Source organism: Pseudovibrio sp. W64 (genome assembly GCF_001623145.1).
Classification (GTDB): Bacteria; Pseudomonadota; Alphaproteobacteria; order Rhizobiales; family Stappiaceae; genus Pseudovibrio.
Map to the genome: position 1 here is coordinate 29,088 of NZ_LMCI01000028.1, position 23,624 is coordinate 52,711.

Sequence of the window (23,624 nt, forward strand, 5' to 3'; positions counted from 1 at the left end):
GGCAAATTCGACTCGGTCTTATAGGTTAACCACACTAATAAATTTACGGAGTGCTACATGCCTTTATTCGGTGTCGAGGCAACGTTCTGGGCGTTATTAGGCCCGTTTGTTGCCGCTGCGCTTAGTCCCTTTCTGGCAAAGACTCTGAAACACAATGCTGCGTGGCTTCTCGCTGTTATTCCTGCATTGGCGTTCCTACAGTTTCTTTCATTTGTGCCAGGCATTGCCGAGGGGCAAACATTCAAGGCGAGCTTGGAGTGGGTTCCCACCTTCAACGTAAATTTCTCGATTTATCTGGATGGCCTGTCTGTCTTATTTGCGCTTCTGATTTCGGGAATAGGAACGCTCATTACGCTTTATGCAGGTGGATACCTGAAAGGCCATGAGAACCTTGGGCAGTTTCTGTCCTACCTGTTCCTCTTCATGGGAGCCATGCTGGGTGTTGTTGTTGCTGACAACGTCATCACACTCTTCGTCTACTGGGAGTTGACGTCTATCACGTCCTTCCTGTTGATCGGGTTTGACCACCTGCGCCGCGCCTCTCGCCGCTCTGCTGTGCAAGCGCTTGTTGTAACTGGCGGCGGTGGTCTGGCTCTGATGGCTGGTTTGATCCTGGCTGGCTACCAGGCTGGCAGTTTTGAGTTAAGTGAGTTGCTCAATTCTGGTGACGCTTTACGCGAAAGCCCATATTACACCGCGATCTTCATTTTGGTGGTGCTGGGCGCTTTCACAAAGTCAGCTCAATTTCCGTTCCATTTCTGGCTTCCAAACGCAATGGAAGCTCCGACACCTGTTTCTGCATACTTGCACTCTGCCACCATGGTGAAAGCCGGTGTTTACCTGCTCATGCGCATGCATCCGGTTCTGGGAGATACAGAACTCTGGATGACCGTACTTCCGATCTTTGGTGGCATCACACTGCTCGTTGGCACCATTCTCGGCATTCGGCAGACAGACCTCAAACTTGTTCTGGCCTACACAACAGTTGCGTCTCTCGGGTTGCTGGTGATGCTAACAGGCACATCTGACCCGGTGGCGATCCAAGGCGCCGTTATATACCTTTTCGCGCACTCACTCTTTAAGGGCTCTTTGTTTATGGTGGTCGGAACAGTCGACCATGAATCAGGTACACGCGATCTGAACAGAGTAGGGGGCTTGTTCTCACTGATGCCGATCACCGGTACAGCTGCGGTCCTCTCTGCGTTGTCAATGGCAGGTTTGCCACCTCTGGTCGGCTTTGTTGCGAAAGAAGTTCTTTATGACGGAACATGGCACGCTGTGAACGGTGGGCTTTGGACTGGCTTTGCCGTACTGGGCAACGCGATGATGTTTGCTCTGGCCGCGACCGTTGCCATTAAACCGTTCTTCGGCGCCAAGGTGAAAACACCAAAAGTTGCTCATGAAGGAACTGTCCTACTTGTTGCAGGATCAATCACTCTTGCGGTTCTGGGCTTGGCAGCCGGTGCATTCATCGCATCAGTTGGTCATCAGCTCTTGTCACCAATGACCTCTGCAATTCTGGGAACACCAATTGATGAAGAGTTGCATCTATTCCCCACATACCTGTCACCAGCGCTCTACCTGTCTTTAGCGACAATTGCCCTTGGTATTATCATCTTCATGTACATGGATAAGCTCCGTGTGATTGTTGCAGATGCTCTGCGAACCATTGGGTGGGGACCGGATAAAGGCTTCGACCAGGCCCTGGAAATCATCATTCGTTTTGCAACCACGCTGACACAAACAGTTCAAACTGGCAGTATGGTCACCTATATGCGCGCAACGTTTACCGTAATCGCGCTGGTGCTGTTTGTACCAATGATCCTCACAGGCAATTGGCCAAAACTGCAAGGTATAGGCAGCTTCTACGCTTATGAGTGGTTTATTGCCGCGATTGCGGTGATTGGCGTTTATGCTGTGCTGACAGCACGCTACCGAGTAACGGCGATTGTCCTGCTTGGTATTCAAGGCTTTGCAGTGGCACTGATCTACCTGCTCTTTGGAGCGCCGGATCTGGCCTTCACGCAGTTTATGGTCGAGACACTCTCGGTTGTGATCCTTGCATTGGTAATGACACGTCTGAATCTGAAGCCAACCGATGCCCGGTCATCGCGTGGCAAAGCCTTTGATATCAGCCTGTCAGTGCTTTGCGGTGCGGGTATCAGCATGTTGCTGATGTCCATTATTCAACTGCCGTTTGACCCAACACTCTCTGAGTTCTTCACACAGTACAGTCGGACGATTGCGCACGGTCGGAACATCGTGAACGTTATTCTCGTTGATTTCCGCGGCTTCGATACGATCGGAGAGATCTCCGTTGTGATGGTAACGGGTCTGGCGGTCCTTGCACTTATCCGAGTGCGACCTAAATCAAACGGAAACTCGAACTCGGAGAAAAATCGCTAATGAATACGCTTATATTCAGAACGGTCGCTCCGTATCTCTCTGCCCTGATGATGCTTTTTTCCGTCTTCGTATTGCTCCGTGGGCACAACGAGCCCGGTGGAGGTTTCATCGGCGGGCTGATTGCCGTTTCCGCCTTCGCAATTTATGGCATTGCCTGCGGTGTCTCTGCAGTTCGCCGGGCAATGAAGTTTCATCCTATGTCCATTGCTGCGTCAGGCCTGCTCCTCGCGGTTGTCTCTGTGTTGCCGAGCCTGTTCTTCAGTCAGCCAGCAATGACAAGTCAGTGGCTTGCACTCCCGTTTTTGGGCACGGTGATTGATCTATCAACACCGCTGTTCTTTGATATTGGAGTGTATCTGGTGGTGGTAGGAGCGATTTCTTCGATCGCTCTTTCTCTGGAAGAAAGGGCAGACTAATGGAAACGCTTTTCTCTGTTCTGGTCGGGATCCTTTTTGCAGGTTCCATTTATCTGCTTCTGTCTCGAAAACTCGTGCGGATCCTGCTGGGCATTGCCATTCTTGGAAATGCCGTGAACCTCTTGATCTTCACGGCAGGACGCCTGACACGGGATGTACCGCCAATTATTCCGCTTCAAAGCTATCTCCCCGTAGAAGCAACAGCGAACCCTCTGCCTCAGGCATTGGTGCTGACCGCAATTGTGATCTCGTTCTCCTTCCTGGCATTCTTCCTGGTCCTCGGGTACCGGGCCTATCAGGAGCTGGGAACAGATGACTTGCTTGATATGCGCGTCGCAGAACCCAAAGAACATTCTGAACCGCCGCTGGGGTACTAAGTAGATGGCTGCAACGAAAACGACGGTTGATATTACAGCGGCAATGGTGACGGAGGCGGTGCCTCTTGCCGACTGGCTATTGGTTGCTCCTGTCCTGCTCACCATGGCAGGCGGTGCAATTTCAATTATTTTTCGAAAGAAATCGGCTACTCAACCTTGGATCGCGATCACAACAATCGCACTGGTGATCCTTTCAAACATCGGCTTGCTCAACCACGTTCTCACCAATGGTGTTGTGACAATGGTGATGGGCAGTTGGCTCCCGCCTTTCGGTATCGCTTTTACAGCTGATCCGCTCGGCGCATTGCTGGCGCTGACAGCCTCTGTAGCAACCATGTGTGTCGCCGTCTTCGCAATGAACTCAATTGCTGAAAACGAAAGACGCTACGGTTTCTATCCGTTCCTCCTGATGCTGCTCTGCGGTGTCACTGGATCATTTCTGACAGGAGACATCTTCAACCTTTATGTTTGGTTCGAAGTCCTGTTGATCTCGTCCTTCGGTATGCAGATCCTTGGAAATGAAAAGGTGCAGATCGACGGTGCTGTAAAATATGCAGTGCTGAACCTGATTGCGACAACGCTATTCCTTGCCGCGACTGGCCTGCTTTACGGTCTGGTTGGTACGTTGAACATGGCGGATATTGCTGGCAAGCTAAAAGCCTTTGATAGCTCTGGTCCAATGCTTGGTTTGGCAACCCTGTACTTCCTTGCGTTTGCAATGAAGGCAGCAGCGTTCCCAGTCAATTTCTGGCTTCCGGCCTCTTATCACACACCACGTTTGGTAGTGGCCGCAATCTTTGCAGGCTTGCTCACCAAAGTCGGTGTCTATGCGCTGCTCAGAGTGATGCTTCTGCTGATGCCGGAAGGTCGTGACTGGCTCGCCTCTCTAATTGGAATAGTCGCCATCGCAACGATGCTGACCGGCTCACTTGGTGCGCTGGCTCAAACAGATATCCGACGCCTGATGGCCTATCTCGTCATCGCTGGTATCGGTGCCATGATGGCTGGTATCGCAGTCGGCAATGAAGTTGCTGTATCTGGTGCGATCTTCTACTCCATGCATTCCGTTCTCATCATGACTGCGCTTTATCTCTTGGTCGCCTTTATGTTCCAGATGAGCGGTACATTTTCCCTGCGGGAAATCGGAGGTCTCTACATCCGCACGCCTCTGGGCGCTGGAATAGGCTTGATCCTCTTGCTCGCAGTCGCAGGCTTGCCACCTTTCTCTGGTTTCTGGGCAAAACTGTTGCTCGTAGCTGGTGCGCTAGAAGCTGGTCGTGGCTGGGTCGCAGCTGGTATTCTGGTCTCTGGGCTGTTTACGACCATTGCTGTAGGACGTCTTTGGATCTTCGCATTCTGGCGAGGCGGGAACGAGCACACGGTGGATGGCATTCAAGCTCTCCCCATTGCCGGTAGCTCTGATGCCTCTGAGATATCGTGGAGCATCTGGTTGCCACTCGTCGTGTTGACCGCGCTGATCTTCATAATTGGAATCTTGCCGGAAACCATGATGTCCATAACTGAGAATGGAGCAAAAACGCTGATTGATCCGACAGCCTATATCGGTTCCGTATTTGGAGGCATCCGATGAACAACACGGTCTTTCTCATGAACCTGCTGCTTGCAGCAGCATGGGGCGCTGTTACCGGCTCATTCACACCGCTGAATCTGATTTTCGGTTTTATCTTGTCCAGTATTGCGTTGTTCCTGATCCGGGAACAGATCGCATTTCGAGACTACTTTCAGCGTGGTGGGAAGATTCTCATTCTTGCTGGCAGCTTCTTCAAAGAGTTGGTGCTGTCCTCTTGGCGGGTGCTGATGATTGTTATCAAACCGAAGATCAATCTCCACCCAGGCATCATCGCAGTGCCGCTCTCAGTCAGCGAAGACTTTGAGATCACATTGCTGGCAAACATGGTCACGTTGACACCGGGAACGCTCTCCGTCGATGTTTCGGAAGATCGAAAGGTCTTGTTTGTGCATTGCCTCAACGTGCCAGATCCGGAAGAAACAATTGATGGCATCAAGAATGGTTTTGAACGTCAGATCTTGGAGGCGTTTCGATGAACGGATTTGAGGCTTTCGCATCAGATTTTCTGTATGCCTGTGTGAGCATCGCGCTCTTTATTCTCGGCCTGACATTCTTGCTGATTGTCTATCGCATCATCAAAGGCCCAACCTTGCCTGATCGCATTGTTGGACTGGATCTATTGGTGGTTGTCGCCATCGGCCTGATAGCGACTGTGGGTGTTGGGTCATCATACACGCTCTATATCGATATCTCGCTTGCACTCGGTCTTGTCGGCTTTCTGGCAACCGTTGCCTTCGCCCGCTTCATCTTAAATCGAGGGCAGGCCAAAGACTTTATTATCATGCAGGAAATCAAAGATTCCGAAAAGCAGGAGGAGCAGAAATGATGTCAGCAGTTATCTCCATCCTGACTGGGATTATGCTCATTATAGGAGCAATCTTTGCAGCTGGCGCAGCGCTTGGCATCAATCGTCTGCCAGACGTCTATACACGCATGCACGCAGCGTCCAAGGCGGGAACTTTGGGGTCTGGCTTGATGGTGCTGGCGCTTGGCCTCTATTCGCAGCAGTGGGATGATTTCATGCGCGCTGTCGCGACCGTCTGCTTCTTTCTGTTGACGGCTCCGGTTTCTGCACACCTCATCGCGCGCGCAGCCTATGTCGTGGGCTACAAACCTTGTAAGGAAACCAAATTGGACGAGCTGAGTGTGACGAAGAAGTCTGCGGAGCCTGAAACACCGCAATAATATGTCAGCTTCGATCACAGTTTCTGGGGTTTAGTGCAGCCAAATCACCAGAAATAATCGACAATGCCCTTTGGGAAGGCGGTTGACTAGAAACGTGAGTTTCACCGGCATCGCCTTGCCAACAGCCAATTACACAGCAAAGTCTCATTCTTTTACCTGTACATTAGGGCAAGCAGTTTATCTAGTTTACTTCTATGATTTCTCAAGTTTGTTGGAAGTCTGTAAGGTCCTTCTAAATCACAATGCACAAAAAACCATAGTAAATCTGCTTTTTCATACCGAATTTAACTTGTTATCCTTATTTCCTGTCTCTATAAAAGCCTCCTATGGTTTTTGCTTGTTTAGAGTCGAAGCTTAGCTGAGATAAGTACGGATCTAACGTTTAATCTTCGGATTGAAGTATTAGTTCTGTAGTAAGTAAGCACACCTACGAAATTTAGATCCACAAGATGACAGGTTAGAGATGAGCGAGATCCCTGCAGATAATAATTTGATGGAACTGACTGCTGATATCGTGTCAGCCTATGTTGGTAATAACACTGTGGCCTCTGCCGATTTGCCTGTGCTGATCAACGACGTTTACGTCGCTTTGCAGAAAACCAGTGGTGATCTTTCCGAGCCAGAGCCTGAGCCACTCAAGCCAGCTGTGCCGGTGAAGAAGTCTGTTACGAACGATTACATCATCTGTCTTGAAGATGGTAAGAAGTTTAAGTCCCTGAAGCGTCACCTACGCACGCATTACGATATGACACCTGAAGAATATCGTGAAAAATGGGGTCTGCCTTCAGACTACCCAATGGTTGCTCCTCATTACGCGGCAGCTCGTTCTGAGCTTGCTAAGAAAATGGGTCTCGGCCAGCAGCGTAAACGCGCTAAGTAATTTCAGGACATATCCTGACAGAAAACCAGCCTCAATCGGGGCTGGTTTTTTTTATTCCCCTTCTGCTGTTTCTTATCCCCCCATTATTGATGAATTTCCCTTAAGGGTGCACGTGTTGTGCATAGTGCCCTGGCACGCCTTCTTCGACCTTCCGTAAAGGTAAAATTAGTTCATCTGACACTAGAGCTTAAGTTCTAATTTTCTTGTGCTTTACTAAGTTGTGATCTCAAAACACCTGCAAGTCTCAAGAGTTAATTCAAAAAAATAATTCGATAAGGTTTTAAGGGCAGCTTTCGAAACTTCGAAGCTGGACTCAAAAATCGCTTAAGTCTGCCAGTCGTTTAGAAAAATTTATGCTTTGAGACCGCGAGGTACCAATCTTATCCCCCCCGAGTATCGCTAGGGCAACAATCAATTGTTCTTTGACGATAACCAATCAGTTCATTGGAGTAATTAAATGCCAAGATTTTCTGAGGGGGAGAAAAATGAAATGTCCAAGAGTCCGTGTTCGGAGTCTTCGGTTCATTCTGGACTGTCCCAAAAGCCTCTGTCAGCGGTGGACTGGATGGCGACAGGCCGTGTCGCGCTTGCATTTGGATTGAAGCCAGAGGAGCTTCATTCTGCCTCCCGCGGTTATGCAAAAGCTGCACAGGCCCGCCAAGTCTCTATGTATATTCTTCACGTCTCAATGGGCATGACCCTGTCCCAAGCAGGTGCAGTCTTTGGACGTGACAGAACAACAGCAGCCCATGCCTGCAAGGTGGTTGAAGATTTAAGAGAAGATCCGAAATTTGATGCTGTCCTCTCCGAGATTGAGGGGCAGCTGTCTGCGTCTATTGCCAGTGCGCGCATGCATTCTTCCCTAAGCTCCGGAGGTCAGTCTGATGCCTACCCAGCCTGAGGAAGCAGTATCTGAAATGCAGCTCATCAAATTATGCAAAGGGCTCGCAGTTGCAAAGCAGCATGCGGAACCTGAGGGGGAAGCTAAAGCTGTCTTATCGCGTGCAATAGCCCTGTCGCTGGTTGCTTCCTGTGCGCAGGGCTACCAGCTGACCAAAAAGGGCAAAAGCTGGTTGCGGCGAAAATTGAGCTATGGAGGGTTGGAAACTCAATCTAATACGGAGCAATCTCAAATCAATACCATCAACTCAGAAAGCCCACTGGCCTGGCTAAGGAGTAGAAAAGACAAAACGGGGAGAGGATACCTCTCGGAGCTCCAGTTTGAAGCAGGTGAGCGATTAAGAGAAGATTTCACCTACGCGCAACTTTGGGGAACCGTTAGATCGAACTGGCGCAGTGAGCAATCATTAAGATCGAGTACTAAGGTAGATGATGTATCCGACAGCGTTTACGATGCCAGAGATCGCCTTCAAAGAGCTCTCTCAACTGTCGGACCAGAGCTCTCCGGCGTTCTCATGGATGTGTGTTGTTTCTTGAAGCCTTTGAAACAGGTTGAGAGCGAGCGTCAATGGCCACAACGAACAGCCAAGATTGTTCTGGGGTTGGCGCTAGACCGACTTGCTACACATTACGGTGCGTCTCGCAGTCGTGCGATCGGTCCCGAAAACGCTCGGATGGCGAGTTGGGCAGCGTCTAATTCGGAGTTAGAGCAGCGGACGCATCATCCTTGATACGCTGAACCATGGAACTCAAGCCATTGGAACGCTGAGGCGTCAGGTGTTCTTTGAGGCCAATCTTGCCAAATATACTCTCGATGTCCGTTGCAAGGATTTCCTTTGCTGAAACACCGGAATATTGCGCAAGAACGATAGCAACAAGACCGCGAACAATGTGTGCATCGCTGTCGCCCTTATAGAACAGGATCGGGCCTTTATCGGTATCTTCCTGAATGTTCTTCGAAAGCCAGACCTGAGAAACACAGCCATGAACGCGGTTTTCCTCACTGCGTTCATCATCTGTCAGGGGCTCAAGTTCTCGACCCAGCTCGATGACATAGCGATAGCGGTCTTCCCAGTCTTCGAGGAACTCAAAGCCTTCCAGAATATCAGCGATCGCAGTGGTCATAATACTATTCTCTCACTCAGGGTTTTGAGGGCGTTTCTACCGCGCCAACCGGTTAGGGGCAATACGATTGGATTCAAAATGTATAACGGCCCACACTCCAGATGAGAGTATAGGCCATAAATAGCTCAGATTTATGGAAATTGACCTTAATTCCGACCGTAATACAGCGGATTAGGACGCGGTAACGGAACAGCAGCAACTGGAGTTGCATAGATTGGCTGAACTTCAGCAAACAGACCTTGTTCAGATGGATCTGCTTGCGCAGAGCTGTTCTGTTGCTGGTCTTGATCGAGTTGCCATGGAATGTCCCGATCAGCTGAACTAAGTGTACCGGAATGTGCAGGCTCGTCTGATGGGCTTGTAAGGCTCGGCAGCAACTGGCCAGCTGCAACTTCATCAAATGGTATTGCCTCGATAGCATCCTGGGCTGAAGGCAGAGCAGCAAACTTGGTGGGTTGCAGATCTTCTGCCTCACTGTCGCTGAGGTAATTGTAGGTCAAGCGAGCAGCTTCTTTTGCCTTTAAACCGACGAGTGTGATGACAGAGCCGCCCATCTCGCAAGCATTGGGATTACGATCACAAAAACCGCCAAGGTCCTTCACGGTGGATTGAGCAGCAAGGTAAACCTGAACGATCCCAATAGATGGTGCGTCCTCATCACTGCCAGTTCCAATTGGAAGCAGAAGCAGTACAAGTCCGATCCAAAATGTAGTTCTAAGCAAAAAGAACATTGGCTTCGCCCGTGGGTTTCAAGTGCGCCGAATAGGCTGACAATTTTTAGATAGTCGTTTAACTTGTTGAAACTATAGGGTTTACTCTCAAATATAACATATATTGTTCTCAATAAAATTGAATCAAATTTTATGTAAATTTGAAAACTACTGAAATTTATGGCTATTTTTCGTCTTTCGAAAAGTTGGCGAAGCGTATCTATGATTAATAAAAGGTGTAGAAAAAGTATCCTAGCGGTATCTTATTGAACTGAAATGCCACCAGAAGAGGCTCACAATTAAAACTCAAAAGTGCACATAAGAGTTTTTTTAAGCAAAACTTGATAGAAACAGTAGGACTGGAAAACCAGAATACAGCCCAATTTAACCCAAGGTTTTATGGTGGTTCTCGGTGGGCAGAGAGCTATTCAAAGTGGACTTGCTGAGGTGAGGGCGATATCTCTAACCTCTCAGGAAGACACCAGTTTAAATTAGCAGTGACCGAGTACTCGGGTAACACACAAATTGCGTTGAAAGAGGTAGTGCTTGATGGTGGGGCGAAAGCCAAACGGCAAAAAAGCGAGCAAAGGTGGAGCCCGTAGGGGTTCTGCACATACGCAGCCTGATGGTGATTACCAAATGCATGTGGACTATGACGAAGACGGTGTTTTCTATGAAAATGGCGAAGTCGATCATGCTGCCGTTGCTAACGCTGCCTCCAAAAAGTCTCCAGGCATGAACAAGCTCTCTACATTGGTGCTGTTAGGCTTCGTTGGCATGGCATCGCTGATCGCGGTGAACGCTGCCTTTTTGCAAGATGCCAAGCATCCCTCTCCAATAGTCGCCACTCGGGTTTCTCAAAGCCAGTTAGATAGCTCAGAACTTGTAAGAGCAACTCAGAGATTGAGACAACAAGAGCTGGTTGCTGAAGTGCAAAAAGAACTGCGCCGTTTAGGGGTGTATCCGGGCAGTTTGGATGGCCAGTTCGGTCCCGCGACAGAACGGGCAGTCCGTGCTTATCAAAGACAACGCGCAATGAGTGAAAACGGGCAGGTGACCGAAGCGCTGCTCGCACGGCTGACAATGGACTTTGCCGCGTTTGCGCCGTCTCCAAACACCGCGTCTGCTGAAGGGGCTGAGATTCCTATTCCTCGGGCAAGTCCTGAGGAAATTGAAGCATTGACGCAAAGTGGCTCCAATCTGACACAAGTCTCGGGTCAAACGGATGCAATGACTGAGCGTATCAAGCGCCTGCAAAAAACATTGGCAGATCTAGGGTACGGCCCGCTTACAATTGATGGTATTCCGGGTGGCCAGACCGCTTCTGCAATTGCCGCATTCCAACGCGATAATGCTTTGCAGATAGACGGGCAAATGAGCGAAGCTCTCTTCTCTAAGCTTGCTACCGTCAGTGGCACGCGGATCTGATAGCGCGACTTCTTCAATAAGAAAGACAACTTGATGCGAGTAACCTCTGAATTTTGGGTCGCTGCTTACACACGCCGGTGCTTCGGGGAAGGTGCTTTCGCAGGCATACGCCGCAAAGGCGCGCTGGAAGCAGGGGCCATCTTCATTATTGTTGATCGGTTGGACACGACCTACGACTTTTACGGTCCTGTCCCGCAGTCTTTCTTTGAAGAGGAAAAAACACTCGATCGCGAGTTTGAATGTTTGATGGAAAAGACTTCACGAGAGGAAATTGAAGCCAAACTCACACGCGAAGAGCGCATGGACCCTGACTTCTGGGTTGTCGAAGTTGAAGATAAGGAAGCCAGAAGCTTCCTGTCACTACCAAAAGAGCCGGGGCCTGAAGATTTATTTTCAGGCTTTAAGGGTCGCAAGTTCTGAATGGTAATGTGAGGGCCGCGTTAAAGATGTGCCCTGGGCTTTGAGTTCCCGCACAACTGTCTCGGTTGCCTCAAAAATCGTGTTATAGCGAGGAGGAGAAATCTCTCCACTCCAGCTGCAGAGCAACTGTCGCGCAATCTTCTTGCTAACACCAGCAGCAGACTTTTGCAGGTCTCTCATGCGATCCGTCTCAATGAGTGTGCCCCAAAACCGGACGAGCAGCTGGTCGACAAGACGGGAAGAGAACCCAAGACCAACGAGCATGACAATGAATCCGTCCGGAGAAGAATGCGTACAGCATTGATGGATCTGATCTGGAGTCATGCGGCAGGCATGCGCCAGCTGGCCTACCATGCTCGTGTGGCCAAATTTTAGCCCTCTAAGTGTTAGTTCCTGCGCCTCATTTTCCGTCAAAGCGTCAACCGTGTCATCTGAAGCAGAGGCATCTGACAGGCTTGCTGAGAGGTCTTTGTATGATGAGATCGGCGCGCTCTGCAGGAAGAGACCAAGCAGATCTTCTGCAAGCTCATCAGAGGAACTGGCTGGATGTGAAGGGGCAACGGCACTCCTGGAATTGAGAGCAACGTATTCTCCAATCATCTGGTCATGGTCATTTGCAAGAGCTTTCATCACGGCCTCCGGAGCATGAGAGATCGGGCACAACAGGTGCGCTACCTTCAATCGACTTGCCGCAGTGGCTGATGACAGGTGCTGCAGCGCTAACTCCTCATACATATGAGAGCTTGCATGAGAATGGCCGGTTTGAGCAAAAGCCTCTGTTGCTGCAATTAGGAGTTGAGACCTGTCTTCCATGAGTGAAGGAACCTGTATACGCAAAACAATGATTTATCGATGCTTTTCGCAGTCGCCAGAAATACGCAGCGATACATATGACATCGAATATAATTACTAGCTAAATTTAGAAGCAAATGCTTTACAGCTCATTAACTGAAACTCCGCTTAACTGAGGCTTGGAAGAACCACGGAATTGACCGGTAAATGTGCCAGAGGACAAACGATGGGTACACTTCATGATCTCGTGACTGAGCGCTCGCGCAGGCAACCATTAGAGATACGCAGAGGCTTTGATCGTCAGCTTTCATCAGCCCAGATCCATATATTCCCGGGTGTCTACAAAATGCCGTCAGGATTAGGCTGCCGCAGCAGAGTTGGCGTTATTCGCGTTGTAGAAGAGCACTCGGAATACGAGAGGGACTAGCTTCCTACGTTCTTTGCCTGTATCTCCATTGCTGCAAGCAGTGGGATTGTGAGTCATGGGCGAGTTCGGGAAAACAGAATTGATCAGCAAAGGTCGGGCCTTTGCGACTTGTCTCCTACTTGTGTCTTCAACCAGCCTGCTGTTGTCTGCCTGCGCCAAACCCACTGGAGATTTTGGCCGAGTAAAGCCAAATTTCCTCCATGACCGCGTCGCGGAAGATCTGGGCATGCTCTATCGTTATTCCCAGAAGCAAGACGTTTCCAACCTCAATTTGACAGATCAGGAAAATGAACTGCGCGATCGCGGATGGACACTGGTTGTTCCTCCGGCCTCTGAGGATTGGATTGGAGCTAACAAGGCTCAGTTGGAACGTCAGGGTTTTTTGAAAGATCCATATGCTGCGATCAATCCGTCAAACTATTACGTTTATCTGCGCTCGGATAAGTACCGCTCCAGCGAAACCCGTTATACCCGTCTGATTGACGACATGAGGTCTGATCAAAAGCTCCTCCTGCCGTTTTGCAAAATTGCCCGTCAGGTTCTGGTGAGTGATCATGAGCGTCTGGACGCACTGAGCCGCCAAACTCAGGTGAACCCGCAGTTTGCAACGGGGGTAAAGGCGAGGGTCCGCGAGAATAAGTCCTTTGTGGATTGGGTACTCCGCGCCACAGGCCGCCGCCTGCAGGCCTATCAGATCGCCATCAACGCGCTGGAAGTGGAAACCCCGTCTGCCCAGCAAATCTGGGACGCGAGCAAAGGCTATGAGCAGCTGCGTCGCACCTACGAAGAACTGCCCTCCAAATGTTATGCTGAGGTCAAACGTCCGGCAGAACAGGTCGAGAAACCGTCCCGCATCTTTACCGGATGGGGCTTGGAGAGCGCTGTCCCGCAAAAATAGCCGAGTGGTGCTCTAAATCTTTGGCAGATCAGAGCAAGTTGCAGATCGCAGTGCGGCGGAGATCTGTGGCAGATACGCGTTGGACGGTGCAAAGGCACGGAACAGCGCAAACCCCCTCAGCTCATTCGTCTCAACCACAATCATCTCTTCCAGGTCTTCAGGCGGGTTCTCACGCAGGATCGAAAGCTGCTGTGGTGTCAGCACCAACATGCGCACAGCTTCACCCTCAGATGTCTTGTCATTGAGACTGTAAGTCACCTGTCCCTTTTCGTTGAACAGGCCAAGAGACCAGAACGGAGAGGGAGCAACCGCGCTCACTATCAATGGGCCGTTCTCAAGGGAATAACGACAGATCGCATGGCGCATAGATGGATCAAGATCCGGCAAAGGCTCACTGCGTGGCAGGATCGGTGGCAGCATCTGAAAACTGCGATCCGCACCAAAGCCGCCAACGCGTTCATAGGGGGAATGCGGAACATAAGCAGGAACGCTCAAAACAATGGCCACATGAATTATCCCCGCGACGAGCAATCCGCCGACACCCCATAAGATCCAGCGGGGGGAAATGTAAAGGTCCTGCAGTTTTTTGAGGAGATCATTCATTTGCAGCTCACCAATTCAACAGCAGGCATCACTGGGGCACTCAATCCGGCACCTGTGGTGTAGGGGATATCGTAAAGACGCATGGCAAACACCAACCCGTTACTCCCCCCGGTTGGCAACCAGTTCGCCGGCCGGGCTTCAGGAGCAACCTGTATTGCAAACGCGCCTGTGTGATCCGTTAAAATGCCATGGCTATGCAAGGAGGCGCGACCAGCATCAGTCGCAAGCAGCTCCAGGGCGTTGTTCAAAGCAGTAATGGTCCAAAGCCGTGTAGTTGGTACTTTACCGGCAATTCGGTAATTGCACTGAGGGTCTAGCGCCCGTCCGCTGTCATCAAAGGCAGCGTAAAATGCAATGCCTTCACCGCTTCCAAGCGGCACGCGCCCGGTTCGTGCAAAAATGGCTGTACTGTAAGGATCACTGTCAATCGTCCCTGCATGCGGGTGCGCAACCCACACGCCGCTTTCCAATGCGCTGAACGGAGAGCCTCTGTTGAGCGACAGATAAGCACTGCCTATCCCCACAATCAAAGCAATCATGATGGAGAATAAAAACGGTCCGAACGAGAAAAACGGGGCTTTGAAAAGCAATGGCGAAATATGAGGCCAAGGCTTTTGCCAGGAGGTTTCTCCATCAAAAATCTGGGTGGTTTCTGGTTCGCGAACCGCCACCAAAGGCATGTGAGGGGTGTGGGTCATCGGGTATAAGTCACATCCGCCTTTGCGCCAGAGCCCAGTTGGGCCTGCACGTTTGACTGAGAAATACTGTTGAATGGAAGCGCACGCAGCCGCTTCCCAAGCGCTTCCAGAACTTGCTGTGATGTTCTGTTGAGCAGTTCTGGCGGGCCAGTCACCTCAACATCACTGAGACCATTCGCGGCAATAACATCCTTTCCTTCAGGCGGCTCCACACCGGGCATAGCTTTCAGCTCCAACCCCTGGTGCGCATACTTCATAAAGTTGCCCCAGGTCATCGCAGGCAAGCTACCCCCGGTCATGCGGCGTGAGGAGGAGAAGTTGTCGTTTCCGTACCAGACCGCAGCCGCAAGGTTGCCCGTGTAGCCAATGAACCAGGCATCGCGATAAGCCTGTGTCGTACCAGTCTTACCGGCTGCAGTAATCCCATCCAGCCGGGCACGTCGGCCAGTGCCACGTTCCACCACATTCACCAGGATATCATTCATCATCGAGACCTTGTCAAACGGCAGAATCCGCAGAGAAGGGCCAGCGTCACGATCATGGTTGTAAAGCAACTCACCTTTTGAATTGCGCAACTCTAATATGGCGTAGGGGTCAATTTTCTTCCCGCCAGCTGCGAAGGCCGCATAGGAACTTGTCATATCAAGAACCGTAACTTCAGAGACTCCAAGCGGCATAGCACGGGTAATACGCAGTTCGCTGTTGATCCCCATCATGTAGGCGGTGGTTGCAATCTTATCGCGCCCGATGGCCTGTGCCAGACGAACGGGAATGGTATTGATTGACTTGGTCAACGCCGTCTTGAGCGTCACAGCACCTGCATAGCTGCGGGTATAATTGCGTGGACTCCAGCCGCCAATACTGATTGGACGATCGGGGACAACACTCTCGCTCTCATATCCATTCAGGAAGGCTGTCATGTACACAAACGGTTTGAACGAGGAACCTGGTTGGCGAAGCGCATCAGTGGCTCTGTTGAATTGGCTTTCATCATAATCGCGTCCACCAACCATGGAGCGCACAGCGCCCTCGGTGGTGATAACTGTCATGGCCGCTTCTTCAACGCCGTAACGGTCACCGTATTGACGCAAGGTGCTCTCGATTTGGTTGGTGGCTTCCTGTTGCATGCCCGGATCTAGCGTGGTGCGAACAGAAATAACCCTGTCATTACTGAGCTCTGGGTACTGTTCGGCAAGGTCTTTTACCTGTTCAAACGCCCAGTCGAGAAAATGATCTGGTGCCCGGCTCTTGGTCCGGTCAATCGCTTCTGCCGGGTTACGCCGCGCGCCGATAACTTGTCCCTCAGTCATGAAGCCCGCTTGCACGATATTCGTCAGCACCTCGTTGGCACGAGCACGGGCAGAAGGCAGGTTTTTATGCGGCGCATATTTGGAAGGAGCCTTGTAAAGCCCTGCTAACATTGCAGCTTCTGCCAGCGAAATTTCGCGCACGTCTTTGCCGAAGTAAAATTCAGAAGCAGCGGCAACACCAAATGTCCCCGCGCCCATATAAGCGCGATCGAGGTACAATTTGAGGATTTCTTGCTTCGTCAGGTTCATCTCAAGCCATAAAGCGAGATAAGCCTCTTTGATTTTGCGTTGTAATGTGCGTTCGTTTGAAAGGAACAGGTTTTTTGCCAGCTGCTGTGTAATCGACGAGCCACCCTGCACAACAGAGCGGGCTTTCACGTTGGCAACCATGGCGCGGAAGGTACCAACAAAGTCGATTCCCAAGTGATCAAAAAACCGTCTGTCCTCGGTAGCAAGGGTGGCCTGGATCACGTGATCAGGAATTTCATCCAGTGGAATTTTGTCGTTCAGCAAAATGCCGCGTTTGCCGATCGGGTTTCCGAACCGATCAAAAAAGCTCACGGAAAAGTCGGAGGTGGTCTTCCAGTCAGAACGTTCCGTTGCTTTAAAGGCCGGCTGCGCAAAGGTCAGCACGATCAGAAAGCCGAACGCGCAATAGGTCAACCCTTCGGAAGCAAGCCCAGCAATAAACTTGGAGGGGCCGCGCAGGGAGAACCGGCGCATGAAGGCCGAGTACTCACGAAAGAACACCCCCAAAAACTGTGAGGTGTGCCAAAGCGCAGAATCCAGCCATGCATCGGTTGCAAGCATCCGCTGAGATAGATCCTGAAGGGTAAAAGATCGCTCCTTGCCCTTTTTTTTCACATTTTCAGCAGAATTTTCCGTGACATTCTGCTTTTCGCTGTTATCAGAGTTCTCTTCCAAACTGATTACCCGTAGTACCGGTCACACCCCTGAATGCGCAAAGGGGGACAATGAACCAAACCGAAGAACTAGCTAAGCGACATCCTCGCGATATTCCCATCGGAATTTTGCAATGAGAACGACAAAAATGGTATCCGTAAACTCTGAGAGTCACCGCCCTTTCTGGCAGACCAAAACCCTTGATGAGATGACCCATGAAGAATGGGAGTCACTCTGTGATGGATGTGGACGCTGCTGCCTGAACAAACTTGAAGATTGGGACACAGGCGCAATCTACTGGACAAACGTCGCGTGCACTCTGCTGGATGGAACCACATGTAGGTGCAAAAACTATGAACAGCGCTTCGACACAGTGCCCGATTGCGTACAGCTTTCGCCGGAAACTGTAAGAACTTTGAAATGGTTACCGCCAACATGTGCGTATCGTCTAATCCGTGAGGGCAGGGATCTGTACTGGTGGCATCCGCTTGTGTCCAAAGATCCGCAAAGCGTGCATGACGCCGGAATCTCAGTCCAAGACAAAACCATCAGCGAAGATGGAATGGAGCCAGAAGAGTTCGAAAACTATCTCGTCGACTGGCCGGATGAGGAATACACCAAAGACTGATCCTGCAAAATATGTTTATTTTCAATTACTTCTCCACAGGTGAGAAGCGGGTATAAGTCAAAATTCAAAGCAATTGTAAAGCCAGCGCAGTGCCTCAGGGCCTGCGCTTTTTTGAATGTCGCATCAAAGCCTTACAGCTTTCTTTATTTAAAGTTGAACGAGTTTCAATCCTAACGTGAAACGGGGATAAGTGTCCATGCCTCTTTGGACGACTTTCCTTAGGAATATAATCTTGACAGCGCACCGCTGTTTTGATAGGGTTGTGGCATGCTAGAGAAAGTGTGACGGTGCCTGCAGAGGCAGTCTTACTCTTTCTATCTGCACTACATTTTAGAGAATTGACCAGCTGCTCCTTGTTTCAATGGGCGGCTTTTTTTGTGCCTACAGCGTATCGCGGAAAAGTGGGACCCGGTTTTCGGATCAAGATGCACAAACAGCTTTAGCGACAGGAGGAACGATGGCGGAGGAGCAAGAGCCCCAACAGGAGGATGAGCAGGCAGCACGACTGCGTGTGCCATTAGAGGTCTGGCAGGTCGTCCGCCGCATGGTGGAAGAAGAGGCCATCTCAATTGCTGATATCGCTCGCAAGACTGGCCTGCCAAGCAGCACCATCACCACCAAGATCAAACGGGAAGGATGGCTACGCAAGTGGGAGCTGGCGCAGGAGCTTGCAAGCTCTCAGCCAGAAGAACGCAGGCGCCTGATCGCCCGTCTCTATGCTGCCTTTGAAAAGCAGGTCAGCGCACTGGAAGCCAAACTGAAAAAGCTAAGCGGCGATCCGCAATCAGCAGCGGGAGAGATGGATGCCACAGCAAAAGCCATCACCAGCCTCGCCAAGACGCTGGATATGTTGATCGACCTGCAGCAAGCACACGGTGAGGACAACACAGAAGAGGTGAGTGATGACCAGATGCGGCAACAGCTTTCGCAGCGCATTGAAAGCTTGTGTGGCGCAGGGCAAACTTCATGATTTTGTCGCCTCTTTGAATGCGCATGAACTGAGTTATATTCAATATAGCTGGCAGGTGTTCGCACACGCCCATCAACGCCCGCCTGAGGGCCGTTGGACCACATGGTTGCTCATGGGCGGACGCGGTGCAGGCAAAACCAGAGCAGGGGCAGAATGGGTCAGAGGCAAGGTTGCAGGAGAAGCATGGGCTGGTCCGGCGGCTGGCAATATTGCGCTCGTCGGGCAAACCTATGCAGATGTGCGGGAGGTGATGATCGAGGGCATTTCCGGTCTGCTCACCGTCCACCCAGCAGGCCACAAGCCTCAGTGGAACCCATCACGGCGCCGTTTGGAATGGGCGAACGGCGCGGTCGCGCGGGCCTTTTCATCAGAAGATCCTGAGGCTCTGCGCGGTCCTCAATTTGACGCCGCCTGGTGTGATGAAGCAGGCAAGTGGAGCAACGCGACAGAAACCTTCGACATGCTCCAGTTTGGTCTGCGTCTTGGGGTGCAACCACAACAACTGGTGACCACAACACCCAAGTCCACGCCGCTGTTAAAACTGCTGCTGCAAGACAAAGGCACCGTGATGACCAAGGCCGGAACGAAAGCGAATGCCGCCTTTCTGGCAGAGGTGTTTCTGCTGCAAATGGCAGAGCGGTATGGTGGCACGCGATTAGGTAGGCAGGAGCTGGACGGCGAACTGATTGAAGACCGGGAAGACGCTTTGTTCGCCCGCAAATGGTTCGAGATGGGCCGGGTGCGGGATGCTCCCGAACTGAAGCGCATTGTTGTTGCCGTGGACCCGCCAGCCACATCAGGCAGGACTGCAGATTCCTGTGGCATCGTCGCTGCAGGTATCACAGAGGCAGGTGACCTGCATGTCTTGCGAGACAGAACCGCCCAGGGCCTGCGCCCCGCTGCATGGGCTGAGCAAGCCATCAAACTCTATCATGAGCTGGAGGCGGACTGCTTATTGGCAGAGGTCAATCAGGGTGGCGAGATGGTGCGTGAGGTCATTGAAAGTGTCGATGCCAGCGTGCCGGTAAAGTCCGTCCACGCAACCAAAAGCAAACGCCGCAGAGCAGAGCCTGTCGCCCTGTTGTATGAGCAGGGGCGAGTTCATCATTGCGGTGTCTTTCCTGAGCTGGAAGATGAACTCTCCGACTTTGGGGTTGGTGGCCTGAGCAACGGAAGATCACCAGATCGGCTGGATGCACTGGTCTGGGCCATAACAGAACTCAACCGACGCCCGGCAGGCAAACCACGCCTGCGCAAACTGTAAAAACACCAATAATTTGAAGGGTTAGCTCGCAAACTTGAATCTGTTTGTGAGGATTAGCCCTCCGTGTATCGCCGAAAAGTGGGAACCGGTTTTCGGATAAGGATACGCGAGAAAATGAGTTAAAGCTGTTTATCAAGGCAGACCAAAAGCAAACAGCTTTGTGCACTCAAATACATGAATCAAAACATTAAGTTAGAGCGAAAAGGACTCTGATCTCATGGGGTTACGCAGACTTCTTGATTCAGTTTTTTCACCAGTAACTGAGCAAAAGGCATCACGGGCAAAATCAGTCGCCTTCATGCGGTTTGGTGAAGGGGCCGTCTGGACCCCGCGCAACTATGAATCACTTATAAACCAAGGGTATTTACGAAATCCTATCGCCTACAGATGCGTACGCCTCATCTCCGAAGCCGCCGCAAACGTGTCCCTCACTGTGAAAGTGGGCGATGAAGAGCTGGAAGCCCATCCCCTGATGGAACTTCTGAACAAGCCCACCCCCATGCAAACACGGCGCTCGTTTCTGGAAGAAGTCTACGGCTTCCTGCTGGTCTCCGGTAACGCGTATATAGAGGCCGTCTCGCTGGAAGGCGCACCGCGTGAGCTCCACGCTCTCAGGCCCGACCGCATGAAGGTGCTGGTGGATGAGGTAGGCTGGGTGGAGGCCTACGAGTATCAGGTGGCAGGCCGCAAAGTAGAACTGCGCAAAGCCCCCGGTGACAAGGTCCAACCCGTCCTGCACATCAAGCTCTTCAACCCGCTCAACGACCATTACGGCTTCGCCCCCATTGAAGCCGCACAAATTGCCCTCGACATTCATAACGCAGCCGGAGAGTGGAACAAGTCTCTGCTCGATAATGCCGCCTGTCCAACCGGTGCGCTGGTCTATGGTGCAGGCGATGCGATGAACATGACGGACGACCAGTTCCACCGCCTCAAAGAAGAGCTGGAAAGCTCCTATCAGGGTGCGAAAAATGCAGGCCGCCCCATGTTGCTGGAAGGTGGGCTCGACTGGAAGCAGATGGGTATGTCGCCCAAGGATATGGACTTTATTGAGCTGAAGAATGTCGCTGCCCGCGAAATCGCATTGGCCTTCGGCGTGCCGCCCATGCTGCTCGGTATTCCGGGAGACAACACCTACGCCAACTATCAGGAAGCCAACCGCGCCTTCTGGCGCCTGACGGTTGTGCCGCTCGCCGCGCGGGTTCTCTCCGAGCTCTCCAATTGGCTCTCAGCTGCTTACGATGAGCAGGTTACGCTGGAGCTGGATCTCGATGCTGTCGAAGCGCTGGCGCTGGAACGCAAAGCACTGTGGGATCGCATCACCGCAGCGGACTTCCTCTCCCGCGATGAAAAACGCATCGCCGTTGGATATGGGGCGGAGGGCAAAGATGAATGAGCTGCTGGCAGCGCTCGCTGCAAAAGGGGACCTCGCCCATGTGGCGCTTAGCGCATGGGCAGGCACCTCCACATCACTGCTCTTGTGGGCATTAAAGCAAGTCATCCGGTTCAATCGCAGGTTCGAGGAGTTCATGAGTGAACTGGAAAAACTCAACCAGCTGCTCCGCATGGATCTTTGAAAATTGCGCACTCAGACTATTGAGATAATTTGAAAGGTTGAAGGTGAAACCTTGATCCAAAAACACAAAGCACAAGCCGTGCCCGTTGAGCAAAAACAACAGCCAACTCAGCGCGGCAATGAAGCCCCCGTACAGACCTTCGCCAACTTCACCAAGGCACTCGCCGGAGCATTGGTGGAACGACGCGCGGCAAAGTCGGAGGGAGCAAACTCCGGCAGAAAAAACAATTGAAAGCTCGCTAAGGGAGGCAATCAATTTGAACACAGATCACCCCATCGCCATTGAGGGCTACGCCAGCCGGTTTGAACTAAGCGATCAGGGCGGCGACGTGATGCGCAAAGGTGCATTTCAAAACACGCTGCAAAAGCAAAAACTCACGGATGTAAAAATGCTCTGGCAGCACGATCCATCTCACCCCATCGGCAAGTGGCTGCACATTCAGGAAGACAGCATCGGCCTCTTTGTAAAGGGCTTGCTTTATCCAGGTATCACACAGGGCCGGCAAGCCATCGCCATGGTGCAAACGGGTATTCTGGACGGACTGTCCATCGGCTTCAAAACCCGCCGCGCCCAGCGCAACAACAAAACGGGCAGACGGGATGTGCTGGCGGTAGATCTCTGGGAGATCTCGCTGGTCACGTTCCCGTTGCTGCCATCAGCACGGCTGACTGTGGTCTCCTGAAGCTCCTGATTATTTGAAACTACGATCTGTGGTTCCAATCGGCGCCGCAGTTTTTTTATATGTTTTACGAGGAAAACAATCCTATGAAAAATACATGTAATCCAGCATTAGAGACCAAAGACTTCGCGAGGGAAGCTGCAGGAAAATCAGCTCATCCCGCACTTTCTGGCCCGGCAACAGGGCAGTTTGTGTCCGGAATGGAGGCCTCTGGCAGCTTTAACCAGCTGAACCACGCTTATTCTGAGTACACCCAGACCAACGAAATGCGTTTGGCTGAGCTGGAGCAAAAATCCGGCTCGGATGTGCTCCTGGACGAAAAACTGGCCCGTCTGGACGAGATTATCGACGGTCAGCTGCGCCACCTGAATGAGCTTCAACTCAAATCCCAGCGCTTGCCGCGCTCAACGCCAGAAACCACCGGCGGCCCATCAGCTGAGGTGGAGCACAAATCTGCGTTTGAGACCTACATGCGTGACGGGCAGGAGACCCGCCTTAAAACGCTGGAGCAAAAGGCCATGTCCTCCGGCACTGCTGGCGATGGCGGATATCTGGTGCCGGAGCAGCTGGAAACGGACATCCTGCGCCGCATCACGGCCCTGTCCCCCATCCGCTCTATCGCGTCCAACCGCAAAATCTCAGGCGCATCCTACCGCCGTCCCGTTGTGACGGTGAACCCGGATGCGGACTGGGAAGGCGAAACCGATGTCCGCAGCACGCCCACAAACGCAATGAAATTTGAGATGCGGGAGGTAAAGATCTTCGAGCTTTCTGCTCTGCCAGCCGTCACCCAAACCTTGTTGGACGACGCAGCGGTCAACATCGGGGAAATTTTGGCGGAAGAGGTGGAAACGGTCTTTGCAGAAAAGGAATCCGCCGCCTTCCTCAATGGCAACGGCACCAGTCAGCCGCAAGGACTGCTCAAAGGCACAATTCACGGCTCGCTGGATGATACGGGCCTTTCCATCGGGTCCATCAAGACAGGACAGGCAGGGGCGTTTCCCTCTTCCAACGGAAGCGATCTGCTGATCTCGCTGATTTACGGGGTCAAAACCGCCATCCGCCGCAACGCCCGCTTCCTCTTCAATCGCAGAACGCAAGCTGCCATCCGCAAGCTGAAGGACGGGCAGGGCAACTACATCTGGCAACCACCTGCAGCTGCAGGCGCAGACCCAAGCCTCATGGGCTTCCCGGTCACTGAAGCTGAACACATGCCGGACATGACCGCAGGTTCTGATCCATACGCCATCGCGTTTGGTGACTTCCACCGTGGTTACATGGTGGTGGACCGCGTCGGCATCTCTGTTCTGCGTGATCCGTACACCAGCAAACCAAACGTGCTGTTTTACATCACCAAGCGCGTCGGCGGCGGCATCATGGATTTCGACGCCTACAAACTGCTGAACTTCAGCGCCTAATCATCTTCATCAACAATCG

Annotated in this window: 27 protein-coding genes; 21 read left to right on the top strand and 6 right to left on the bottom strand. The window is 51.8% G+C overall.

All coding sequences use genetic code 11. The features are described from left to right. The first annotated feature begins 57 nt into the window (after positions 1–57). From PsW64_RS10970 to PsW64_RS11015, 10 genes are all read left to right on the top strand, one after another. Positions 58–2,406, top strand: coding sequence for a putative monovalent cation/H+ antiporter subunit A (locus PsW64_RS10970; RefSeq protein WP_063303617.1), 2,349 nt, complete (start codon positions 58–60; stop codon positions 2,404–2,406). Next, a complete protein-coding gene (locus PsW64_RS10975) occupies positions 2,406–2,822 on the top strand; it encodes a Na+/H+ antiporter subunit B (protein WP_057465865.1) in 417 nt (138 codons plus the stop codon). The genes PsW64_RS10970 and PsW64_RS10975 overlap by 1 nt, the downstream gene beginning before the upstream one ends. Continuing rightward, positions 2,822–3,199 carry a Na+/H+ antiporter subunit C gene (locus PsW64_RS10980; protein WP_057465866.1) on the top strand — a complete coding sequence of 126 codons (378 nt, stop codon included), beginning with the start codon at positions 2,822–2,824 and terminating at the stop codon, positions 3,197–3,199. The genes PsW64_RS10975 and PsW64_RS10980 overlap by 1 nt, the downstream gene beginning before the upstream one ends. Positions 3,200–3,203: 4 nt before the next feature. Beyond that, positions 3,204–4,790, top strand: coding sequence for a Na+/H+ antiporter subunit D (locus tag PsW64_RS10985; protein ID WP_063288157.1), 1,587 nt, complete (start codon positions 3,204–3,206; stop codon positions 4,788–4,790). Further along, positions 4,787–5,266, top strand: coding sequence for a Na+/H+ antiporter subunit E (locus tag PsW64_RS10990; protein WP_057465868.1), 480 nt, complete (start codon positions 4,787–4,789; stop codon positions 5,264–5,266). Before PsW64_RS10985 ends, PsW64_RS10990 begins: the two co-directional genes overlap by 4 nt. Continuing rightward, on the top strand, positions 5,263–5,616 hold the full coding sequence (locus PsW64_RS10995) for a cation:proton antiporter (protein ID WP_057465869.1): 354 nt from the start codon (positions 5,263–5,265) through the stop codon (positions 5,614–5,616). The genes PsW64_RS10990 and PsW64_RS10995 overlap by 4 nt, the downstream gene beginning before the upstream one ends. Continuing rightward, entirely contained in the window at positions 5,613–5,975 is a 363-nt protein-coding gene (gene mnhG, locus PsW64_RS11000; RefSeq protein ID WP_063293249.1) for a monovalent cation/H(+) antiporter subunit G, read from the top strand. The genes PsW64_RS10995 and mnhG overlap by 4 nt, the downstream gene beginning before the upstream one ends. Before the next feature lie 463 nt (positions 5,976–6,438). Beyond that, the gene (locus tag PsW64_RS11005; RefSeq protein ID WP_008549808.1) at positions 6,439–6,855 is read left to right on the top strand and encodes a MucR family transcriptional regulator; all 417 of its coding nucleotides are present in this window, start codon (positions 6,439–6,441) and stop codon (positions 6,853–6,855) included. Between the two features lie 490 nt (positions 6,856–7,345). Beyond that, the gene (locus PsW64_RS11010; protein ID WP_193757784.1) at positions 7,346–7,756 is read left to right on the top strand and encodes a helix-turn-helix domain-containing protein; all 411 of its coding nucleotides are present in this window, start codon (positions 7,346–7,348) and stop codon (positions 7,754–7,756) included. Beyond that, positions 7,740–8,486 carry a DUF6456 domain-containing protein gene (locus PsW64_RS11015; protein ID WP_063303619.1) on the top strand — a complete coding sequence of 249 codons (747 nt, stop codon included), beginning with the start codon at positions 7,740–7,742 and terminating at the stop codon, positions 8,484–8,486. Before PsW64_RS11010 ends, PsW64_RS11015 begins: the two co-directional genes overlap by 17 nt. Here PsW64_RS11015 and PsW64_RS11020 read toward each other — a convergent pair. Then, positions 8,449–8,880 (bottom strand): SufE family protein, encoded by a 432-nt coding sequence (locus PsW64_RS11020; protein ID WP_057465873.1) that lies wholly within the window; start codon positions 8,878–8,880, stop codon positions 8,449–8,451. The two genes, PsW64_RS11015 and PsW64_RS11020, sit on opposite strands and share 38 nt — an antisense overlap. Positions 8,881–9,026: 146 nt before the next feature. Further along, positions 9,027–9,611: a DUF5330 domain-containing protein gene (locus PsW64_RS11025; protein ID WP_063303620.1), complete on the bottom strand. Its 585-nt coding sequence runs from the start codon at positions 9,609–9,611 to the stop codon at positions 9,027–9,029. 528 nt (positions 9,612–10,139) lie between these two features. Between PsW64_RS11025 and PsW64_RS11030 the strand changes: the two genes are divergently transcribed. Together PsW64_RS11030 and PsW64_RS11035 are read left to right on the top strand one after the other, a co-directional pair. Beyond that, positions 10,140–11,018, top strand: a complete 879-nt coding sequence (locus tag PsW64_RS11030; protein ID WP_063303621.1) for a peptidoglycan-binding domain-containing protein — start codon at positions 10,140–10,142, stop codon at positions 11,016–11,018. A 33-nt stretch (positions 11,019–11,051) separates the two neighbouring features. Then, positions 11,052–11,438: a DUF1491 family protein gene (locus tag PsW64_RS11035; RefSeq protein ID WP_063303622.1), complete on the top strand. Its 387-nt coding sequence runs from the start codon at positions 11,052–11,054 to the stop codon at positions 11,436–11,438. Here PsW64_RS11035 and PsW64_RS11040 read toward each other — a convergent pair. Continuing rightward, positions 11,412–12,068: a hypothetical protein gene (locus PsW64_RS11040; protein WP_208980730.1), complete on the bottom strand. Its 657-nt coding sequence runs from the start codon at positions 12,066–12,068 to the stop codon at positions 11,412–11,414. The two genes, PsW64_RS11035 and PsW64_RS11040, sit on opposite strands and share 27 nt — an antisense overlap. Before the next feature lie 644 nt (positions 12,069–12,712). Here PsW64_RS11040 and PsW64_RS11045 point away from each other — a divergent pair. Next, complete coding sequence (locus tag PsW64_RS11045) at positions 12,713–13,555, top strand: hypothetical protein (RefSeq protein WP_063303623.1); 843 nt, start codon at positions 12,713–12,715, stop codon at positions 13,553–13,555. Positions 13,556–13,567: 12 nt separating this feature from the next. On the opposite strand, the gene PsW64_RS11050 is transcribed toward PsW64_RS11045, so the two are convergent. From PsW64_RS11050 to PsW64_RS11060, 3 genes are read right to left on the bottom strand one after another with little or no spacing between them, the layout of a single operon-like run. Further along, positions 13,568–14,158, bottom strand: coding sequence for a DUF1254 domain-containing protein (locus tag PsW64_RS11050; RefSeq protein WP_063303624.1), 591 nt, complete (start codon positions 14,156–14,158; stop codon positions 13,568–13,570). After that, positions 14,155–14,856 (bottom strand): DUF1214 domain-containing protein, encoded by a 702-nt coding sequence (locus PsW64_RS11055; protein ID WP_063303625.1) that lies wholly within the window; start codon positions 14,854–14,856, stop codon positions 14,155–14,157. Before PsW64_RS11055 ends, PsW64_RS11050 begins: the two co-directional genes overlap by 4 nt. After that, on the bottom strand, positions 14,853–17,090 hold the full coding sequence (locus PsW64_RS11060; protein WP_063303626.1) for a transglycosylase domain-containing protein: 2,238 nt from the start codon (positions 17,088–17,090) through the stop codon (positions 14,853–14,855). Before PsW64_RS11060 ends, PsW64_RS11055 begins: the two co-directional genes overlap by 4 nt. 112 nt (positions 17,091–17,202) lie before the next feature. Here PsW64_RS11060 and PsW64_RS11065 point away from each other — a divergent pair, with 112 nt between their 5' ends. The 8 genes from PsW64_RS11065 to PsW64_RS11100 all read left to right on the top strand — a co-directional run bounded on the left by PsW64_RS11065 (position 17,203) and on the right by PsW64_RS11100 (position 23,605). After that, positions 17,203–17,697, top strand: a complete 495-nt coding sequence (locus PsW64_RS11065) for a YcgN family cysteine cluster protein (RefSeq protein ID WP_208980731.1) — start codon at positions 17,203–17,205, stop codon at positions 17,695–17,697. A 457-nt stretch (positions 17,698–18,154) separates the two neighbouring features. Beyond that, a complete protein-coding gene (locus tag PsW64_RS11070) occupies positions 18,155–18,667 on the top strand; it encodes a hypothetical protein (protein ID WP_063293240.1) in 513 nt (170 codons plus the stop codon). Beyond that, positions 18,600–19,931, top strand: a complete 1,332-nt coding sequence (locus tag PsW64_RS11075; protein ID WP_193757785.1) for a DNA-packaging protein — start codon at positions 18,600–18,602, stop codon at positions 19,929–19,931. The genes PsW64_RS11070 and PsW64_RS11075 overlap by 68 nt, the downstream gene beginning before the upstream one ends. 217 nt (positions 19,932–20,148) lie before the next feature. Next, complete coding sequence (locus PsW64_RS11080; RefSeq protein WP_063293238.1) at positions 20,149–21,327, top strand: phage portal protein; 1,179 nt, start codon at positions 20,149–20,151, stop codon at positions 21,325–21,327. Beyond that, positions 21,320–21,508 (top strand): hypothetical protein, encoded by a 189-nt coding sequence (locus tag PsW64_RS11085; RefSeq protein WP_063303628.1) that lies wholly within the window; start codon positions 21,320–21,322, stop codon positions 21,506–21,508. The genes PsW64_RS11080 and PsW64_RS11085 overlap by 8 nt, the downstream gene beginning before the upstream one ends. Before the next feature lie 51 nt (positions 21,509–21,559). Then, complete coding sequence (locus tag PsW64_RS11090; protein ID WP_063303629.1) at positions 21,560–21,739, top strand: hypothetical protein; 180 nt, start codon at positions 21,560–21,562, stop codon at positions 21,737–21,739. 25 nt (positions 21,740–21,764) lie between these two features. Continuing rightward, positions 21,765–22,190, top strand: coding sequence for an HK97 family phage prohead protease (locus PsW64_RS11095; RefSeq protein WP_063296280.1), 426 nt, complete (start codon positions 21,765–21,767; stop codon positions 22,188–22,190). A gap of 83 nt (positions 22,191–22,273) precedes the next feature. Beyond that, entirely contained in the window at positions 22,274–23,605 is a 1,332-nt protein-coding gene (locus tag PsW64_RS11100) for a phage major capsid protein (RefSeq protein WP_063303630.1), read from the top strand. Positions 23,606–23,624 lie beyond the last annotated feature (19 nt).

Excerpts from the sequence above, each read along its gene's own strand:
- PsW64_RS10970 (WP_063303617.1), top strand. The coding sequence starts at position 58 with ATGCCTTTATTCGGTGTCGAGGCAACGTTCTGGGCGTTATTAGGCCCG.
- PsW64_RS10975 (WP_057465865.1), top strand. The coding sequence starts at position 2,406 with ATGAATACGCTTATATTCAGAACGGTCGCTCCGTATCTCTCTGCCCTG.
- PsW64_RS10980 (WP_057465866.1), top strand. The coding sequence starts at position 2,822 with ATGGAAACGCTTTTCTCTGTTCTGGTCGGGATCCTTTTTGCAGGTTCC.
- PsW64_RS10985 (WP_063288157.1), top strand. The coding sequence starts at position 3,204 with ATGGCTGCAACGAAAACGACGGTTGATATTACAGCGGCAATGGTGACG.
- PsW64_RS10990 (WP_057465868.1), top strand. The coding sequence starts at position 4,787 with ATGAACAACACGGTCTTTCTCATGAACCTGCTGCTTGCAGCAGCATGG.
- PsW64_RS10995 (WP_057465869.1), top strand. The coding sequence starts at position 5,263 with ATGAACGGATTTGAGGCTTTCGCATCAGATTTTCTGTATGCCTGTGTG.
- mnhG (WP_063293249.1), top strand. The coding sequence starts at position 5,613 with ATGATGTCAGCAGTTATCTCCATCCTGACTGGGATTATGCTCATTATA.
- PsW64_RS11005 (WP_008549808.1), top strand. The coding sequence starts at position 6,439 with ATGAGCGAGATCCCTGCAGATAATAATTTGATGGAACTGACTGCTGAT.
- PsW64_RS11010 (WP_193757784.1), top strand. The coding sequence starts at position 7,346 with ATGTCCAAGAGTCCGTGTTCGGAGTCTTCGGTTCATTCTGGACTGTCC.
- PsW64_RS11015 (WP_063303619.1), top strand. The coding sequence starts at position 7,740 with ATGCCTACCCAGCCTGAGGAAGCAGTATCTGAAATGCAGCTCATCAAA.
- PsW64_RS11020 (WP_057465873.1), bottom strand. The coding sequence starts at position 8,880 with ATGACCACTGCGATCGCTGATATTCTGGAAGGCTTTGAGTTCCTCGAA.
- PsW64_RS11025 (WP_063303620.1), bottom strand. The coding sequence starts at position 9,611 with ATGTTCTTTTTGCTTAGAACTACATTTTGGATCGGACTTGTACTGCTT.
- PsW64_RS11030 (WP_063303621.1), top strand. The coding sequence starts at position 10,140 with ATGGTGGGGCGAAAGCCAAACGGCAAAAAAGCGAGCAAAGGTGGAGCC.
- PsW64_RS11035 (WP_063303622.1), top strand. The coding sequence starts at position 11,052 with ATGCGAGTAACCTCTGAATTTTGGGTCGCTGCTTACACACGCCGGTGC.
- PsW64_RS11040 (WP_208980730.1), bottom strand. The coding sequence starts at position 12,068 with ATGAAAGCTCTTGCAAATGACCATGACCAGATGATTGGAGAATACGTT.
- PsW64_RS11045 (WP_063303623.1), top strand. The coding sequence starts at position 12,713 with ATGGGCGAGTTCGGGAAAACAGAATTGATCAGCAAAGGTCGGGCCTTT.
- PsW64_RS11050 (WP_063303624.1), bottom strand. The coding sequence starts at position 14,158 with ATGAATGATCTCCTCAAAAAACTGCAGGACCTTTACATTTCCCCCCGC.
- PsW64_RS11055 (WP_063303625.1), bottom strand. The coding sequence starts at position 14,856 with ATGACCCACACCCCTCACATGCCTTTGGTGGCGGTTCGCGAACCAGAA.
- PsW64_RS11065 (WP_208980731.1), top strand. The coding sequence starts at position 17,203 with ATGAGAACGACAAAAATGGTATCCGTAAACTCTGAGAGTCACCGCCCT.
- PsW64_RS11070 (WP_063293240.1), top strand. The coding sequence starts at position 18,155 with ATGGCGGAGGAGCAAGAGCCCCAACAGGAGGATGAGCAGGCAGCACGA.
- PsW64_RS11075 (WP_193757785.1), top strand. The coding sequence starts at position 18,600 with ATGACCAGATGCGGCAACAGCTTTCGCAGCGCATTGAAAGCTTGTGTG.
- PsW64_RS11080 (WP_063293238.1), top strand. The coding sequence starts at position 20,149 with ATGGGGTTACGCAGACTTCTTGATTCAGTTTTTTCACCAGTAACTGAG.
- PsW64_RS11085 (WP_063303628.1), top strand. The coding sequence starts at position 21,320 with ATGAATGAGCTGCTGGCAGCGCTCGCTGCAAAAGGGGACCTCGCCCAT.
- PsW64_RS11100 (WP_063303630.1), top strand. The coding sequence starts at position 22,274 with ATGAAAAATACATGTAATCCAGCATTAGAGACCAAAGACTTCGCGAGG.